This is a genomic window from Sphingobium sp. Z007, assembly GCF_900013425.1.
In the GTDB taxonomy this organism is placed as follows: Bacteria; Pseudomonadota; Alphaproteobacteria; order Sphingomonadales; family Sphingomonadaceae; genus Sphingobium.
The window spans coordinates 1-16,733 of sequence record NZ_FBXK01000004.1 but is presented as its reverse complement, the minus strand read 5'-3'; the positions used below and the strand labels follow the sequence as shown (position 1 = coordinate 16,733).

General features: G+C 62.2%; 13 protein-coding genes and 2 pseudogenes. 12 read left to right on the top strand and 3 right to left on the bottom strand.

The window, feature by feature from the left end; all coding sequences use genetic code 11:
• Nucleotides 1-82 precede the first annotated feature (82 nt).
• Complete coding sequence (locus CEQ44_RS24980; protein WP_256960032.1) at nucleotides 83-571, top strand: DUF4158 domain-containing protein; 489 nt, start codon at nucleotides 83-85, stop codon at nucleotides 569-571.
• On the top strand, nucleotides 457-2,988 hold the full coding sequence (locus CEQ44_RS07745; protein ID WP_256960031.1) for a Tn3 family transposase: 2,532 nt from the start codon (nucleotides 457-459) through the stop codon (nucleotides 2,986-2,988). Before CEQ44_RS24980 ends, CEQ44_RS07745 begins: the two co-directional genes overlap by 115 nt.
• Here the strand turns inward: CEQ44_RS07745 and CEQ44_RS07740 are convergent.
• Nucleotides 2,955-3,514 (bottom strand): annotated as a pseudogene (locus tag CEQ44_RS07740) (recombinase family protein). The gene CEQ44_RS07745 and the pseudogene CEQ44_RS07740 overlap by 34 nt on opposite strands.
• 131 nt (nucleotides 3,515-3,645) lie before the next feature.
• On the opposite strand from CEQ44_RS07740, the pseudogene CEQ44_RS07735 reads away from it, so the two are divergent.
• Both CEQ44_RS07735 and CEQ44_RS07725 read left to right on the top strand, forming a co-directional pair.
• Nucleotides 3,646-6,659 (top strand): annotated as a pseudogene (locus CEQ44_RS07735) (Tn3 family transposase).
• A gap of 268 nt (nucleotides 6,660-6,927) precedes the next feature.
• A complete protein-coding gene (locus CEQ44_RS07725) occupies nucleotides 6,928-7,794 on the top strand; it encodes a recombinase family protein (RefSeq protein ID WP_006953933.1) in 867 nt (288 codons plus the stop codon).
• Between the two features lie 28 nt (nucleotides 7,795-7,822).
• Here the strand turns inward: CEQ44_RS07725 and chrA are convergent, their stop codons facing one another.
• Complete coding sequence (gene chrA, locus CEQ44_RS07720) at nucleotides 7,823-8,974, bottom strand: chromate efflux transporter (protein WP_088190888.1); 1,152 nt, start codon at nucleotides 8,972-8,974, stop codon at nucleotides 7,823-7,825.
• A 12-nt stretch (nucleotides 8,975-8,986) separates the two neighbouring features.
• Nucleotides 8,987-9,946: a chromate resistance protein ChrB domain-containing protein gene (locus tag CEQ44_RS07715; RefSeq protein ID WP_242122069.1), complete on the bottom strand. Its 960-nt coding sequence runs from the start codon at nucleotides 9,944-9,946 to the stop codon at nucleotides 8,987-8,989.
• 84 nt (nucleotides 9,947-10,030) lie between these two features.
• On the opposite strand from CEQ44_RS07715, the gene CEQ44_RS07710 reads away from it, so the two are divergent.
• The 8 genes from CEQ44_RS07710 to CEQ44_RS07675 form a co-directional block, all read left to right on the top strand.
• A complete protein-coding gene (locus tag CEQ44_RS07710; RefSeq protein ID WP_144036355.1) occupies nucleotides 10,031-10,387 on the top strand; it encodes a Rap1a/Tai family immunity protein in 357 nt (118 codons plus the stop codon).
• Complete coding sequence (locus CEQ44_RS07705) at nucleotides 10,369-11,337, top strand: DUF1259 domain-containing protein (RefSeq protein WP_066707249.1); 969 nt, start codon at nucleotides 10,369-10,371, stop codon at nucleotides 11,335-11,337. Before CEQ44_RS07710 ends, CEQ44_RS07705 begins: the two co-directional genes overlap by 19 nt.
• Nucleotides 11,338-11,340: 3 nt before the next feature.
• A complete protein-coding gene (locus CEQ44_RS07700) occupies nucleotides 11,341-11,682 on the top strand; it encodes a Rap1a/Tai family immunity protein (protein WP_088183015.1) in 342 nt (113 codons plus the stop codon).
• 99 nt (nucleotides 11,683-11,781) lie between these two features.
• Nucleotides 11,782-12,354, top strand: coding sequence for a recombinase family protein (locus CEQ44_RS07695; protein ID WP_088183014.1), 573 nt, complete (start codon nucleotides 11,782-11,784; stop codon nucleotides 12,352-12,354).
• Nucleotides 12,354-12,794 carry a very short patch repair endonuclease gene (locus tag CEQ44_RS07690; RefSeq protein WP_088183013.1) on the top strand — a complete coding sequence of 147 codons (441 nt, stop codon included), beginning with the start codon at nucleotides 12,354-12,356 and terminating at the stop codon, nucleotides 12,792-12,794. The genes CEQ44_RS07695 and CEQ44_RS07690 overlap by 1 nt, the downstream gene beginning before the upstream one ends.
• Nucleotides 12,781-13,947, top strand: coding sequence for a DNA cytosine methyltransferase (locus CEQ44_RS07685; protein ID WP_088183012.1), 1,167 nt, complete (start codon nucleotides 12,781-12,783; stop codon nucleotides 13,945-13,947). The genes CEQ44_RS07690 and CEQ44_RS07685 overlap by 14 nt, the downstream gene beginning before the upstream one ends.
• The gene (locus CEQ44_RS07680) at nucleotides 13,944-14,777 is read left to right on the top strand and encodes an Eco29kI family restriction endonuclease (RefSeq protein WP_088183011.1); all 834 of its coding nucleotides are present in this window, start codon (nucleotides 13,944-13,946) and stop codon (nucleotides 14,775-14,777) included. Before CEQ44_RS07685 ends, CEQ44_RS07680 begins: the two co-directional genes overlap by 4 nt.
• Before the next feature lie 46 nt (nucleotides 14,778-14,823).
• A partial coding sequence (locus CEQ44_RS07675; protein ID WP_179212566.1) for a hypothetical protein occupies nucleotides 14,824-16,733 on the top strand: 1,910 nt, incomplete at its 3' end.

Genomic DNA, 16,733 nt, shown 5'->3' with positions numbered 1-16,733 from the left:
AACGTTTTGGGAACGTGGCATTCGGTATTGACGATGGAAATCATAGAAGAGGACAGTTCGCTCCATCATAGGGAGTGGGTTGATGGATCGGAGTATTCCGGGCGGGGATTTGATCGGACGATGGAGCCTGAGCTTTGCCGATATTGATTTTGTAAATTCGAAGCCGGCCCTGACGCGCCTTGGCCTCGCCGCGCAGCTGAAATTCTTCGCTTCCCTGGGGTTTTTCGCGATCGATCCCGGCTCAATCCCTACCGATGGCCTCTCGTATCTGGCCGAGCAACTCGGTGTCGAGGCTGGCGAGATAGCCGGTTATGACTTTTCCAGTCGGACAGCACGACGGCATTGTGCGGAGATCCTGATCCATCTTGGATATCACCGCATGAAGCGGGTGGATCGCGCGCAATTGACGGAATGGATTGCTGGCGAGCTGTGCCGGGCGGCCAGTCGATCAATGCCATGCTTGAGCATGTTTTCCTGTGGTGCCGGGACCGGCGTATTTATGGGCCGTCGCGCAAGGAGCTTGAACGTGTCGTTCGCTCACAACGGCAAGATTATCTGGACACCTGGCTGATCGGAGCCAGTGATCGGCTTTCGTCAGATGCGGTGGCGTTATTGGAAGCCTCGCTTGCCGATCCGGACAGCTCGACCGGATTCAACAGGATGAAGGGTGACGCCGGACAGGCAACGCTCGACAACATTCTCGACGTGACCGAGAAACTCGCCTTTATCCAGAGACTTGATCTTCCCCATGATCTCCTGACGGCTACGGGCAAGCCATGGGTCGATCAGATTGTTCGCCGCGTTGCCGGTGAAAAGGCCTCGGAGATGCGCCGGCATGCGCCGGCGCGACAGCTCGGCCTTTATGCGATTTATCTAATGTCGCGGGAGGCGCAACTCACTGACGCGATGATCGACCTGCTGATCGAAACCGTTCACAAGATCGGAACGCGCTCGAAACGCAAGGTGGTGGGCGATATCGCGAAAGACATCGAGCGGGTCTATGGAAAGGAGCGCCTGCTGGTCGAGATCGCCAGCGCCTCGATCAATGAACCATCGGGGCGCATCTGCGATGTCATTTTCCCGATCGCCGGTAAGGCCAAGCTGGCGGCGATCGTCAAGGAGAGCCATGCGAAGGGCGCTCTGGACCGGCGCATCTACAAGGTGATGCGTGGTTCCTGGGCCAATCATTACCGGCGCATGCTGCCAAGCCTGCTTTCCGTACTTGAGTTCCGGTCGAACAACGCGGTGTGGCGGCCGGTCCTGGCGGCCCTCGACTGGATCAGGAGCAAGGTGGATGGCGGATGCCGCTTCGTGCCATTGCAGGATGTTCCGATCGATGAGGTGATTCCAGCGCGATGGCGCAGTTCCGTCATTGATGACGATGGGCGGGTAAACCGGATCAGCTATGAGCTTTGCGTCCTGACGCAACTGCGCGACCGCATCCGCTCCAAAGAAATCTGGGTGGTCGGGGCGGATCGCTATCGCAATCCCGATGACGATCTTCCCAAGGACTTCGAGATCAGGCGAGATGCGTACTATTCCGGCCTCAGCCTGACGCCAGATGCGCAGGCGTTTTGCGCCTCGATCCGGGAGGAGCTTGAACGGGAACTGTTGCTCCTCAATGCCAATATTCCACAAAACGACAAGGTCCGGCTCCTGTGGCGCGGCGACAACCGGATATCGATTACACCGTTCAAGCCCTTGCCCGAACCGAAGGGTCTCGCTTCGATCAAAAGCGAGATCGGTCAGCGCTGGCCGATGACCGGACTGCTGGACGTGTTGAAAGAGGCTGCTCTGGACACGGGATTGATGGATGCTTTCGAAACGTCGGCCTCGCGGGTTACCCTGTCGAAAGCAGCCTTGGCTCAGCGTCTTTTGCTGTGTCTCTATGGCTTGGGCACGAACGCCGGGCTCAAGCGGGTCGCTGGCGCAACACCCGATGTCAGTTACGAGGAATTGCTGCATGTCCATCGCCGTTTCATCCACGCGCCAGCGCTGAGGGAGGCGTGCGCGCGGGTAGCAAACGCGACACTGGCAATCCGCAATGCCGCAGTATGGGGAGATGCGGGCACGGCATGCGCGTCCGATTCAACGAAGTTCGGCGCGTGGGACCGCAACCTGATGACGGAATGGCACGCCCGCTATGGCGGCCGTGGCGTCATGATCTACTGGCATGTGGAGAAGCGCGCGACCTGCGTTTATTCCCAGCTCAAGCGGTGCTCTTCCTCGGAGGTCGCCTCCATGATCGAAGGCGTGCTACGCCATTGCACCGACATGGAAATCCAGCGCCAGTACGTCGATAGCCACGGCCAGAGCGCAGTCGGCTTTGCGTTCTGCCGACTCCTTGGATTTGAGCTTGCCCCGCGGCTGAAAGCAGTGGCACGCCAGAAACTGGCCCTTCCCCAAGCCGGCATGCGCACGCGGCTTTCCAATTTACTGCCGATCCTCTCCAGCCCGATCGACTGGGACGAGATCGAGCAACAATATGACGAAATGGTCAAATATGCCGCTGCCATGCAATCGCGCACCGCCGATCCGGAAGCGATCCTGCTCCGGTTTGCCAGAGCCGAAGTGATGCACCCGACCTACAAGGCGCTGAGTGAACTCGGCCGCGCGGTCAAAACAATCTTCCTATGCCGGTATTTGCGTCAGGAGGCATTCCGCCGCGAGATCCACGAAGGGCTGAATGTGGTTGAGAACTGGAACGGCGCTAATGGTTTCGTGTTCTTCGGCAAGGGCGGCGAGATCGCCACCAACCGCATCCATGAGCAGGAAATCTCCGTTCTGGCGCTACACCTCCTGCAAGCGTCGCTGGTGTATGTGAACACCCGCATGCTTCAGACCGTACTGGTTGAGCCGAAGTGGGCGGGGCGGATGACGCCGGAAGATTATCGTGGTCTCACGCCGTTGATCTACAGTCATGGGGTCGTGCGGCTGAGCGGAACAGAAAAGTGTCATAAGGAGCCGTTTGGTTCGATACAGCGATAGATAGTCGCCGGGTGAACGTTAAAGGTTCTGGCGACGGCGCTGATGGACTTGCCCTCGAGTACGAGTTGGCGAGCGAGCTCAGCCTGATCGGGTCGCATTTTCTTTGGGCGTCCGAAGGCCACGCCGCGCGCCATCGCCGCCTTTCGACCTTCGTCGGTTCGGCTCAATATGAGAGCCCGCTCGAACTGGGCGATCCCAGCGAACACGGTCATGATCATCACGCCGGACGGGGACGTGGTATCGGCCCAAGGCTCATCAAGCGATTGTAATCCTGCCTGCTTTTCCTTGATGCGTTCCGCGATGTGCAGGAGTTCGATGGTGGATCGCGCTAAACGATCGAGGCGGGCGACGACGAGAACATCGTCTTTGCGCAGGTGGCCGATTAGACTTTCAAGCTCGGGCGGCCACGAGCGGCCCCCGATATTTTCTCCTCGAACATCATCTCACAGCCGGCCTCCGAGAGCCGATCGCGCTGGATTTCCAGGTTCTGATCCTCGGTGGAAACGCGTGCATAGCCAAGCTTCATGCGGTCGCTCCAAGCACCGTGCGAAAGTTACTGCAAAATGCTTTTATTTCGCACATATGTTTTGCGAAGAAATTCGCCTTGTTTATCGGCATCTGCCGTCCCCTTCGCAAAAGTTGGAAGTTTCGCACGGTATGCCCACCCGTCACCTCACTGACGCTCAGCGTCAGGGCTTTGCCTGCTTCGACGGCGAACCGTCGACAGACCAACTCGCGCGATATTTCCATCTGGACCAAACCGATCGCAACCTCATTGGAACTCTGCGCGGCGCCCACAATCGGCTCGGCTTTGGGGTGATGCTGACGAGCGCCCGGTTTCTGGGTGCATTTCCAGTCTCGGCCGCCGAGATCCCAGCGTCGGTCCTGGCGGGCGTGATCGAACAACTCGCTCTTGAACCCGGCACTGACGTGGATGGCTATTTTGCGGGAAGCCGGCGCATCCGGCACCTCGCGCTCATCCGGACGCACTGCGGCTTCACGGACTTTGGCGACAACGCGTTGGCGCGTTTCCGACTGACCCGATGGCTCTACGCCCTGTGTTGGAGCGGCGACGATCGGCCTGGGCCCCTGATTGATCGAGCTGCGGCGTGGTTGATCGCCAACAAGGTGCTGCTGCCGGGCGTCACGGTCGTCGAGCGATTGGTCGGCAGAATCCGCGATCGTGCGCGGACCAGACTTTGGCACCATCTGGTCGCCAGCTTGAGTGATGACCAGCGCGCGCGGATCGCCGCTCTGTTTGACGATGGCGACACATCCACGTTCGCCGCCTTGGACGCGCTGCGGACCATTCCCTCCAAGCGCATGCCGACCGAGCTCTTCCGCCACCTTGATCGGCTCGATGCGGTCCGGGCGTTCAATCTGCGGCCGGCGCCACCGCGGGGTGTTCCAGCCACAACCCTTGAGCGCCTCGCGCGGGTGGCGCGCGTCAGCAAGCCTTCGGCTATCGCTGCCCTTCAGGAGCCTCGTCGAACCGCGACCGTAGCCGCGCTCTTCCATACGCTCGAAGCGGCGGCCCAGGACGACGCTGCCGAGCTGGCCGAGGCTCTGCTTGCCGACTTGGTGAAGGGGGCTGAAGCCGCCGACAAGCAGGCCCGCCTGCGTAGCCTGCGCGATCTCGATGGCGCAGCGATGCTGCTCCACGCGATGGGTCTCTTGGTTTTGACCGACGACGGGCTGCCCCTCAATGAATGGCGAGACGTGCTCTTCGAGCGGTTGCCCCGTCCCGACATCGAGGCCGCCATGTCCAAGGTGGAGGCAATCGCCAAGCCCGCAGAGACCAAGCCATATGATCAACTGCGAACAAAATGGCGGGGCGCCCGGCGATTGTTCTTTGAAATCACCACCCGCATCGAGATCGACGCCGCCCCGGGCGGCAAAAACGTCAAGGCCGCGATCAGCTACCTCAAGGGCGTGGACGACTGGTCGTCTCTCGCCAAGATGCGCGGCGCACCGACCGCCGCGATCCCAAAGGCGTGGAGGCAACATGCCCTCGATCATGAAGGCAGGGTGAGAGACCCGAAAGCCTATGTCTTCGCGATCATCGATGCATGGCGTCTCGCGATCAAGCGTCGCGACGTGTTCGCCAAGCCCGGCATCCGATACGGGGATCCCCGGCGCGGGATGCTCGAGGGCGAGTCCTGGCACAATTCCAGATTGATGGTAGCACGCGCCCTGGGCCGATCTCTGGAAGCCGACACTGAGATCGACGGTCTCTCCCGCCTTCTCGATGAGGCATATCGTCATGTCGCCGGGCGCGCGGGCGACAATCTGGACCTGCGTTTCGAGACGGTCGCCGACAAGACCCAGATTGTGGTCACGCCCCTCGACAAGCTTGATGAATCCGAGAGCCTTCGTTCGCTTCGCGCCGCCGTCCAAACGCGCATGCCGAAGGCGGGGATGCCCGACATCTTTCTTGAAGTCATGGCGCGAACCGGATTTGCCAAGTCCTTTACCCATCTGAGCGAGCGTCAGGCGACCGTCGAGCACTTCGAGATAAGCCTGTGCGCGACCCTGGTCGGCGGCGCATGCAACATCGGTCTTGAGCCAGTCGTGCGCCCGGAATTTGCGGCTCTGCGTCGCGACCGGCTTTCTTGGGTCAGTCAGAATTTCATTCGGCCCGAGACCATCGCCGCGGCGAACGCTGCGATCGTTGCCGCTCACAGTCGCCTGGATATCGTCCGCCACTGGGGCGCCGGCGAGGTGGCCAGCGCGGACGGCATGCGGTTTGTCGCTCCGTCGAGTGCCATACACGCCGGTCCCAACCCCAAATATTACGGCCAGGAGCGCGGCGTCACTTGGTACAACATGATTTCCAATCAGTTCAGCGGTCTGGCGGAGCGGTCATCCCCGGCACGTTGCGCGACAGCCTGGTCGTCCTGGCTCTCCTGCTGGAGCAGGAAACCGAACTCGAACCTCTGGAGATCATGACCGACACCGCCGCCTATTCCGACGCCATTTTCGGGCTGTTCTGGCTCTTGGGCTACCGGTTCAGCCCCCGTCTGGCGGACATCGGCGGCGCGAAGCTGTGGCGCATCGACCGCCAGGCGAGCTACGGACAATTCGATGAGATTGCCTGGGGCAGGATCAAAGTCAATCTGATCAGGGAACACTGGGCCGACCTGATCCGTTTGGCCGGATCGCTCAAGCTCGGCCACCTCAAGGCCGCGGGCGTCATGCGCATGCTGCAGGTCAAAGACCGCCCAACGACCCTGGCCAAGGCCCTGTCTGAACTGGGGCGCATCATCAAGACGCTGCACATCCTGCGATACATCGACGATCGACCGTTCCGCCGGCGGATATTGTTTCAGCTCAACCGGCAGGAATTGCGCCACAAGCTCGGTCGGCGCGTCCATCACGGCGATCGGGGCGAAATCAGAAGCCCTCTGCGTCAAGGCCAGGAGGAGCAGCTTGGCGTCCTTGGTCTCGCCCTCAACTCCATCGTCCACTGGAACGCTGTCTACATGCAAGAAACCGTGCGCCAACTCAGTGAGGCCGGGACGCCGCCACTGCCCGCCGATATCGCTCGACTCTCGCCGATATCCTGGCGTCACATCAATTTCCTCGGGCGCTACGATTTCTCCGTGCCCGACGCCGTCGCAAACGGCGGCCTCAGACCGCTACGTCAACCTAATTCCGAATGGGACTTTTGAAAGAAAATAATGCCCCTTACGACACTTTCCTGTTCCGCTCAGCCGCACGACCCTCATGTGAACCCTTATGGCCGCTTCGACCTCGACCTGAACGACCGGATTGATTTTGGACGGCTTGCAGCGTGAGGCGGCTGATCGGCCTATAACATTTGGGTACACCCCAGAGTGATAGGGCCGAGTGACACCATTCGTCTGTCACAAAAGGGTGGGTTTGCGCTCAATGTGACGATACACTGCAAGAGCCACCCTAATGTGACGGATTTTGCACTTGGCTCGTATCGGATATGCCCGCGTCAGCACCACGGACCAGGATCTGGATATCCAGATTGGCCGCCTCAAGAATGCAGGTTGCGAAATTATCCGTTCCGAGACCGGATCGGGGGCCTCGCGGAGCGGGCGCACGGAACTGGAAACGATCATGCAGTTTATGCACACCGGCGACGAGCTGGTCGTGCTGCGGCTCGACCGGCTCGGCCGCTCCACGCGCGATGTCCTGAACCTGGTGCATGAGCTTGATGAAAAGGGAGCTTCGCTGCGCATCCTTGAGCCAGAGGTGACGACGGCGGGCGACATGGGGCGAATGGTCATCACCATACTCGGCATGGTCGCCGATATGGAGCTGAAGTTCATCAAGGATCGTCAGCGCGCCGGGATCGAAGCGGCGCGCGCCGAAGGCGTTTACAAAGGCCGGAAGAAGAACGTCGATGACGATGAAATCCGCCGTCGCCTTGCCGCCGGCGCCAGCAAGGCCCGCGTTGCCCGCGACCTGAAGGTCTCACGAATGACCGTCTATCGGGCGCTCGACATTATTCCGTCACAGACCAAACTGCCGGAAAAGCCGCCCACTGCCAGCATCGCCCTGCATCTGATTATCGAGAACTTCAACAAGCGTGGAAGAGGTAGAAAACCCGCTCGGGAGCGGATTGAGGCGATGCTGGAACGCGACTACGCCATGGTAAAAAACGGCAATTGTGATTACAAACTGACCGTCGCCTATGACCCCGATCCGGATGGCATTTCCCTTGATGAGGAAATCCAAAGCCTCCTCTCCGAGATGTTCAACATCGCAGAGAGCTACAATTGCTCCATGGAAGCCGATATCTACGAGGTCGGTGGTCAGCAACGGTCCTGGTAGAATCAATCAAGCGTTCAGTGTTCGTTCTTCAACCTGGCCAAAATCGCAGCTTCGGGCCGACTGGGCCGACTAGGCTCGGGGTGCGCGCGGCCGTAGTCCGGGCGAGGTCGAGGACCGTCACCACGATCAGGCCGACAACGCCGGCCGCCACCCCAGCAAGGAAGAGCTGCAACCGCTTGTGCTCGACCACGGCTTCCAGCCGATCGTATAACAGGAGCGAGAAGGCGAAGGCGGGAAGGAACATGCCAGCCGTCATCGCTAGCGCGCCCGCGAGCCCGCCGCTGATCCAACCGACGAAAGTGGCGAAGATGACGAGCGGAGCCGGCAGGATGCCCGAAAGGCCAAGTCCGTCGAGGAACTGCGCGTCGGTCATCCAGCCCCGTCCCACCGTGTCGTTCCGGATGAACGGGATCGCGGTGTAGGCTCCGCCGAAGGTGAGGAGCCCGCCCTTCAACCCGGCCCAGAACAGGGCGGCGGTGGTGGGAGCGGGTCCCAGAGCGCCGGCAGCGGCTCCCGTGGCTTCCGGGCCTCCCCCCCAGGTGAGGGCCGCCATGCCGACTGCGAGAGACACCACGACCGTAGCCAAGGCGTAGCGCCCGGTGGAGCCGAGCGCGTAGGCCGCGCCGGCCGCCGGAAGCACGATCCAGAAGCTGACGCCAGCGAGCGATGTAGCCGCCGCCGCAATTGCTGCGGCCCACAGCCACGGGTCGAGCAAGATGTGCTCACCGATGCGATGGACCGCGCGGACAATGACGGCGATCACCGCTGCTTGGACGCCTAGGAATGCGGCTCCGAGGAGCGTTCCTTGGATCGGGAGCCGCGTGTACGCCCAGGCGAGCGCGAGCATGAGCACGAGGCCCGGCAACATAAAGCCGAGTCCTGCGAGAAGGCCCCCCAGCCGTCCTTTGGCGCGGATGCCGAGATGAACGCAGAGTTCATGCGCTTCGGGCCCGGGGAGCACCTGCATGACCGCGAGGAGCTTGTTGAACCGGTCGCTGGGTATCCAGCGCTCCTCGTCCACCAGTTCGCGCCGGATCATTGCAATCTGTGCCACGGGTCCGCCGAACGCCATCATGCCGAAGCGCAAGAAGCGCAGGAATAGCGCGGGATAACTTAGCTCTGGCGGCCGGGCTTCATCCAGGGCCGCGCCCGCCGGGACAGGATGTTCGATGCTTGACATGTCCTGCTCCCCTTATGCGCCGCGTCGCTTGGTGAAATGTGCGTAGAAGCCGTCGAGCGCGCCTGACCCTTGGGCGATGCGCTCAACGTCAACGTCGGTGCCCGCGCAGATGCCGTTGATGAGCGCAGCGATGCCGGCGGTTTCCGGCCTACCGAACTTGTCGTCGGCGATGTCGAGGTCGTGGATGATCTCGGCAAGCGCAACGAGCGCCTGATCGCCATCGAGCCCCGTCCGATATGTCAGCGTTTCGAAGGTGCAGCGGTTGCCTTCGTGTGTGAACTCCGCGTCCGCCATGTCGAAGCGAAGCTCGCCGGGCTCGGGCTGGTAGTCCTTGCCATCCACGAACTTGAAGCTGGGGCTCGGGTCGATGAACCGACGTATGAGCCAGGCCGACGCGATGCGATCGACATGCACGTGACGGCGTGTGACCCAAGTGCGGCCTTTCAGCTCCACGGGCGTCAGCTCCGGCGCTCCCGGTCCGCTCACGTCGGGGTGGCGGCCGGCGCGACCCTCCGCTTGGGTCATCGCGGCGTCCGCCGCCTGCCGTCCGTGCGCCCCGAAGAAGTCGACCCCTGCGATCTCGTCCAGGCGCTTACGCAGGCGCCGAACGTCGGCTGACGACACGTATTCCGCCTCGGCGATCGTCCGCGCTTCGCGCGCCAACTCCTCGTAATCCGCGTCGCGGGCTGCGTCGAACAAGGCGCGAAGCTCCGCGTCAACCATCCCCTCGACCAGCCGGGCCTCCAGGATCAGCGCCTCGCCGCCCCCGGCGGTGATCTCCGCTCTGAGTTCCTCGAAGAGCGCGCGGGTGTCGTCGCGAGCAGGGAGCGCGTGGACGGCATTCTTGAGCGGGGCGGCTCCCATCGCCTGCAAGCGCCGCCATACCCGCACGCGCAGATAGGCGGGCTTGGACGGAAGCTGTGGGATCAGCAGCAGCCAGTCGCGCGGCTCAGGCGAGGAAACATCAGGCATGAAGCACCTGTAACATAGTGACGCAACGAACGTACACTTGTATCGTTTACTTGGATGAGCTAAAACTTGGAGGAGGAGACCGCGATGCGTGCCGTTGGATCAGGTACTGCCGCCATGCTGCCGTGCTCAGCGGCCTCGTCTGCCCCGGCCCAACCACGCTATGAGACGGTAGCGCAGTTCTACCGGACGTGTGCCGACGAGACGAACAGGAAGGCGAACGGCCGCTGCGAGGCGTATCTCGCTGGTGCCGCTGAGACGCTTTCCGCTTTCGGCAACGGCGGCAGCGAAGCCGGAATCTGCGGGCGAGGCGTTCAAGCGGACGAGCTGAGCCGTATCTTCCTGGCGTGGGCGGCAGAGAACCGTCATGCAGCCAACCTGCCCCGGTTGGCGGGTGTGACGATGACGCTACGCCAACGCTTCCCATGCCGACAAACCAATTGAGATCGAGGAGAGAAGCATTGCGTCACTTGTTGCTCCCGCTGGCGATCGCGCTCGCTGCGCCAGCCGCCGCCCAGACAAACCCGCAAGCGGCACCGCCCGAGGCGAACCGCGACAGGTGGGCGCTCGTGGACAAGAGCCTTGGCCGAGCCGGAACGACGCAGCCCGATGGTGTTCGCCGTTATGGCTTCCCCCGCAGTGATCTGAACGTTCAGCTCGACGGTGTGACAATCAAGCCGGCGCTCGCCCTCGGCTCCTGGGCGGCGTTCCACCCCATGGGCGACCAAGTAATGATCATGGGCGACCTCGTGCTGACGCATGAGGAGGTAAATCCGGTCATGAGCCGTTTGCTGGCATCCGGCTTCACGATCACCGCGCTCCACAACCATCTGCTCCGTTCCGCGCCCGCGACCATGTACATGCACATCGGCGGCCATGGTGACCCCGTGAAGCTCGCGACCGCCCTCCGCGAAGCGCTCGCCGCCAGCCGTACACCGATGACGGCACCATCAAGGGACTCGCAGCCGCCGTCCGCTGGCGCGGGCTCGTCGCCGCCAATCGCCCTCGACACCGCCGCGCTCGACCGGCTGATGGATGGCAAGGGCAAGCCCAACGGCGGCGTGTATCAGTTCAGCTTTCCGCGCGCGGAGAAACTGAGCGATGGCGGCATGCCCGCGCCAGCGTCCATGGGCACCGCGACCGCGATCAACTTTCAGCCGACTGGCTCCGGCCGGGCGGCGATCACCGGCGACTTTGTGCTCACCGCGGCCGAGGTCGATCCCGTGCTCCGCGCGCTACGCGCTGGCGGCATCGAGGTGACCGCGCTCCATAATCACATGCTGGATGACCAGCCCCGGCTCTTCTTCATGCACTTCTGGGCGAACGACGATGCTCAGAAGCTCGCACGCGGGCTCCGTGCAGCATTGGACAAAACGAATGTGCAACGGAGCTGACCTATGACACGGAACTGGTGGACGGCGCTGTTCGCCGCAGCCGCGCTGGCGCCTACAGGCGCGCTCGCTCAAGACGAAACACCAAGCGATATGCAGGGTCTGGCGCTGCTCACGAGCTGCCGGGCAGGCGAGCCGGGCTGCGGAGCTTACCTCCAGGGCATAGTTGACATGATGATCGCCCAGCAGAGGGTCTGTGATCCACCTCGTTACAATCGTCATCGGTTACGGACCGCCTATGTGCGCTGGGCGGATGTCAACACCTACTTCCACGACAAGCACATGATGGCGGGCGCAGAGCGCGCAATGAGCGAGACTTGGCCCTGTCGGTCGAACTCACCACAATAACGATATTTGGTGTCGCAACCGGTCGGTTTTGACACCAGCTCGCTGCCCTAGCGTTTTCAAAGGTTTGCAAGTGTCACAACCCCGTGTCAGAACGGGACCATGCAAATCGGCTATGCCCGCGTATCCAGAGGCGACTCCCAGGACTTAGCCCCACAGCTTCGCGCCCTTCGCGACGCCGGGTGCGATGCAATCCACCAGGAAGAGGCGTCGGGCGGTCAAGGTGATCGTGCCGAGCTGGCGGCAGCGTTGAAACGGCTTGGGCCGGGAGACGTGCTGACCGTGTGGAAGCTCGACCGGCTATCCCGCTCCCTGCGTGACCTCCTATTTACCCTTGAAGCGATCACCGCCGCCGGCGCGGGGTTCAGATCGTTGACGGAGGCGATCGACACCACCACCGCGCCTGGCCGATTGATGACGCAGATGCTGGGCGCGTTCGCCGAGTTCGAGCGCGCCATGATCCGCGAGCGGACCATGAACGGCCTTGCTCACGCGCGTAAGGCGGGCCGGCACCTTGGCCGCCGGCCGAGCCTCACCGCGCCCCAACGTGCCGAAATCATCGCCAAGGCCGAGACAGGTCAAGGCTCCCCCGCGCAGCTCGCCAACCTTTTCCGCGTATCGCGATCAACAGTGCAGCGAGTGTTGCGCGAGCATCGCGCCGGCCAGGTGTCGTGATGACCGACACGCTTTCACCGGCGGCGCGATCAGAGCGCATGAGCCGCGTGCGCGGCAAAGACACCAAGCCCGAAATGACTGTTCGTCGTCTCGTTCATGGCATGGGCTATCGCTACAGGCTGCACGACAAGCGCCTTCCCGGTAGTCCGGACCTCGTTTTTCGTAACCGCCGCAAAGTCATCTTCGTGCATGGCTGTTTCTGGCATCGTCACTCCGACCCGGCCTGCAAACTGGCGCGCATGCCGAAGTCGCGCCAGAATTTTTGGGAGCCTAAGCTGGAGGGCAATCGAGAACGGGACGAGCGCAATCGTGAAGCACTCAACCGCGAGGATTGGCGGCAGATGGTTGTCTGGGAATGCGAATGCGGGCAGACGGAACAATTAAAGAACAAAATACGTGGATTTCTTGATGACGAAGGGAGACCCCATGCGGGCCATTGAGCTATTCGCCGGTGCCGGCGGCCTTGGAATGGGGATCAGCCAAGCAGGGTTCCGCCCCGCGCAGGTGGTCGAGTGGGATCGTTGGTGCTGCGATACGATCCGAGAAAACCGCAAAGCCAAAGTGGGCGGCATTGGGCATTGGCCGCTGCCCACGGAAGGCGATATTCGGGCTGTCGATTTCCGGCGCCACGAGGGCAATATCGACCTCGTGACGGGGGGGCCGCCTTGTCAGCCATTCTCTCTTGGTGGGAAGCATCGTGCCCATGCCGATGCGCGCGACATGTGGCCAGAGGCGGTGAGGGTCGTGCGCGAAACACGTCCGCGAGCATTCGTGTTCGAGAACGTTAAGGGGCTAACTAGGGCGAGCTTCGCCACGTACCTCGCCCATATCGTGCATCAGCTTACTTATCCCGAGCTGACGCCGCTGCCAGGTGAGGCGTGGCTGGATCACATGGTCCGCTTGGAGCGGCATCACACCGCTAAAGGCAGCTCGGACGAGCTGCGTTACAATGTCGTGTATCGCGTATTGAACGCGGCCAATTATGGCGTTCCTCAGCGTCGCGAGCGGGTCGTATTCGCCGGCTTCCGCGCGGACCTTGGTATCGAATGGTCGTTCCCGGAAGAGACGCACTCACTGGAATCACTGCTATGGGAACAGGTGCGATCAGGAGACTATTGGGATCAGCATAAGGTCGCAAAGCGTCACCGCGTTATCGATGCCCGCCTTCACGCGCGCGGGCTAGCTCTGGCGGAGAAACCTCAAACCGCGGCTTGGTTGACCGTCCGTGATGCGATTGGCGACCTTCCCGACCCGGAACGAGAGCCAGAATTAGCCGCTGCGTGCCTCAATCATCGTTTTCAGGGCGGCGCACGGAGCTATGTTGGGCATACCGGAAGCCCACTCGATGAGGCCGGCAAGACCCTCAAGGCGGGCGTTCATGGGGTGCCCGGAGGCGAGAACATGCTTCGGCGCGCCGATGGTAGCGTTCGCTATTTCAGTGTTCGTGAGAGCGCCCGGTTGCAGACATTCCCGGATGCTTTCCGCTTCCACGGATCGTGGAGCGAAGCCATGCGGCAACTCGGCAACGCCGTCCCGGTGCAGCTCGCTCATGCCGTTGGGAAAAACGTCGCAAGGCATTTGGTCGCCGCATGAGCCGCAAGCCGACCCCCGCCCCATCACCGATCGCCGAACTGCGCGCGAATCTGGACCAGCTTGTCGAGCAGGCGACCGCTACGGAGCTGTCGTCGCAGCGCCGCCGCACGCTCGACAAGGAAATCCGAGGCGTCATCGAGGAGCTGGAATCCTTCCTCAACACGCTCGACCCGATCCGACAGCCAACCGCAGTTTTTGATCCTGGCAATCCCAAGATTGTCGGCCGCTTCGTCGCGCTGGCGCTCGTCGCGCAGTCGCGCCATCCGCTCTCCAAAATTCCGCGCGCTTACGGATCGGGCGTTTATGCCATCTACTACAATGGTCCTTTCCCCGCCTACGCGGCGATCAGCGGCACCGAGACCCCGATTTACGTCGGGCAGGCAGCACCGGCCATCAACAACGCGCGTACTCCGCTTGAGCAGGGGCCGCGGCTTTCGAGCCGCCTTACCGAACACAGCAAGAATATCGCGAAGGCCACGACCACGCTTGATCTGGCTGACTTTGAGTGCCGCTCGCTTGTCGTGCAGAGCGGCGGGCAAACCGCGGCCGAGGATTATCTGATTCATCTGTTCCGGCCGATATGGAACAGCGAGACGAACATTCTCTACGGGCTGGGCAAGCATGGTGACGACGCGACCACACGCGCCAACAAGCGGTCGCCGTGGGATACGATGCATCCAGGGCGCAAATGGGCGGAGGCGTCCAAGGTGGACGCGAAATCAGCGACAACGATCGAGAGCGAACTGACGCGCCACTTTGCCGAGCATCCCGTGTTTCCCGACCTTGAGCATGTCCTAACGAGCTTTCTGGACGAGCTGCGTCAGGTGTAATCAACAGACCCGCACCAGCGGGCCGAAAATCTAGGCGCTTACATCGATGACCGAAGCACAGGCGCTCGCAAGCATAGTCACATGGTCGGTGGATAGTCCCGGCTGGCAGCGTGACGCCTTGCGCCGGTTAGCGACAGGAACTCCTCTTGTCGCAGCGGAGATCGATGAGCTGGTCGCGATTTGCAAGGGCGCTGTGGCGGCCGATCCAGTGACAGCCGATCATTTTCGCGATCCCGCTCGCGTCCAGGGCCAAGTAAATCTCCGCCGCGTTCACACCGTGAATCACGTCAACGCCTTGGCGTCCGATCAGCGATTGGCCTTCCAGCTAGTAGGTCTCACCGTCATCTATGGCGATAATGGTTCGGGGAAGTCCGGCTATTCGCGGATTTTGAAAAAAGCGTGTCGCGCTCGGACACCCAACCGCGAAGACATCATTCCCGACATATACGAGCTGGCACCGGGCGTCCCCACCGCGACAATCGACTATACGATAGGAGCCGCCGAGCATTCTTGTGTGTGGCAGCTTGGCACTCCAGCGGATGCGGCCCTTACCGCCGTCAGCGTCTTTGATTCACGTTGCGCGAACATCCACGTCGAGGAAACCAACGACCTAGCCTACACGCCCTTCCCGCTAAAGTTGCTCGCGACGCTCGCGCAGCTCTGCAAGTCGGTGAAGGACAAGCTCGCCGGCGAAATCACGACGATCAAAACTCGCACTCCGCGGGCCATATCAACGCCGACGTGCAGCCCAACGAGCGCGGTGGGCCGGCTCCTCGCCGGATTGTCCGCTCGCACCGATCCCGCCACTGTCGAAGCCCTCGCGACGTTGGCTCAGGCCGAGCTGGATCGTCTCGCCCAGCTCACAGCCGACCTTGCCGGTGATCCCGCGCGCGCCGCGCGTCAGCTCGCCGCGTTGACGGCTAAAGTTGATGCTCAGATCGCGGCATTGGACCGGTTGTTCGCTGCCCTAAATCCCGAAACCGCCAATACTCTGCGCCGCCTTGTCACCGCGAAGGAGGCGGCGCGGCAAGCCGCCGAAGCGGCATCGGGAGCCTTGTTCCGTGACGAACCTCTGCCCGCGATCGGAGGCGAGGCCTGGAGCGCGCTATGGGAAAGCGCTCGAACCTATTCCGAGCGCGAGGCATACCCAGCTCGGCCTTTCCCCGCGACCGAGCCGGACGACGTATGTGTGTTATGCCAGCAGGGGCTCGCGCCAGAAGCGGCCGAGCGTCTCAATCGTTTCGAGGCGTTTGTTCGCGATGATAGCCAGCAGCGCGCCGAAGCCGCGCGCGCCGCCTATGAAGAAGCCTTGGCCGCATTCCGGGGGCGCGCGATATCGGCGAGCGAGGCGCGGATCATCGTGGCAACCATACGCGACGAGCTACGGCAGGATGCCGTGGCAAATGACTTGCGCGGTCGCTTGATCGTAGCACGGTGGCGACACCGTTGGATCGGCCGTCGCCATGCTGACCCTACGCTTTCGCTTGACGCTCCTGCCCTCGACTATGATCGGCAGGCAGTCGCCGACCTTGTGGCGGAAGTAGCGGCGCGGTCCACCGCGCTTGTCGCCGAGGCGGGGTCGCCGGCTCGCGTTGCCCTGATCGCCGAAAAGACAGAACTTGCCGATCGCCAGTGGCTTGAAGGTATCAAGGATGATGTGGTTGCCGAGATCGCCCGGCGCGGTGAGATCGCGGGGCTGGAGCTAGCGCAGCGCGAGACCACGACTAATCGTGTTACGACCAAAAGCACCGAGATCGCGCAGGCGCTCGTCACGGATGCGCTTCGCGCGCAGTTCGCGCTCGAGGTGGCGAGTTTTGGTATCGCGGGCTTGGCTGTCGAGCTGCGTCAGCAGAATAGCGCGCAGGGCATTCCACGTTTCAAGGTGACGCTCGTTCGTAAGCCCACCGCCCCCTTGGGCGATGTTTTGAGCGAGGGCGAGCATCGCTGCGTCGCGCT

Excerpts from the sequence above, each read along its gene's own strand:
- CEQ44_RS07680 (WP_088183011.1), top strand. The coding sequence starts at position 13,944 with ATGAGCCGCAAGCCGACCCCCGCCCCATCACCGATCGCCGAACTGCGC.
- CEQ44_RS07705 (WP_066707249.1), top strand. The coding sequence starts at position 10,369 with ATGCCGACAAACCAATTGAGATCGAGGAGAGAAGCATTGCGTCACTTG.
- CEQ44_RS07710 (WP_144036355.1), top strand. The coding sequence starts at position 10,031 with ATGCGTGCCGTTGGATCAGGTACTGCCGCCATGCTGCCGTGCTCAGCG.
- CEQ44_RS24980 (WP_256960032.1), top strand. The coding sequence starts at position 83 with ATGGATCGGAGTATTCCGGGCGGGGATTTGATCGGACGATGGAGCCTG.
- CEQ44_RS07690 (WP_088183013.1), top strand. The coding sequence starts at position 12,354 with ATGACCGACACGCTTTCACCGGCGGCGCGATCAGAGCGCATGAGCCGC.
- CEQ44_RS07745 (WP_256960031.1), top strand. The coding sequence starts at position 457 with ATGCTTGAGCATGTTTTCCTGTGGTGCCGGGACCGGCGTATTTATGGG.
- CEQ44_RS07700 (WP_088183015.1), top strand. The coding sequence starts at position 11,341 with ATGACACGGAACTGGTGGACGGCGCTGTTCGCCGCAGCCGCGCTGGCG.
- chrA (WP_088190888.1), bottom strand. The coding sequence starts at position 8,974 with ATGTCAAGCATCGAACATCCTGTCCCGGCGGGCGCGGCCCTGGATGAA.
- CEQ44_RS07695 (WP_088183014.1), top strand. The coding sequence starts at position 11,782 with ATGCAAATCGGCTATGCCCGCGTATCCAGAGGCGACTCCCAGGACTTA.
- CEQ44_RS07715 (WP_242122069.1), bottom strand. The coding sequence starts at position 9,946 with ATGCCTGATGTTTCCTCGCCTGAGCCGCGCGACTGGCTGCTGCTGATC.
- CEQ44_RS07685 (WP_088183012.1), top strand. The coding sequence starts at position 12,781 with ATGCGGGCCATTGAGCTATTCGCCGGTGCCGGCGGCCTTGGAATGGGG.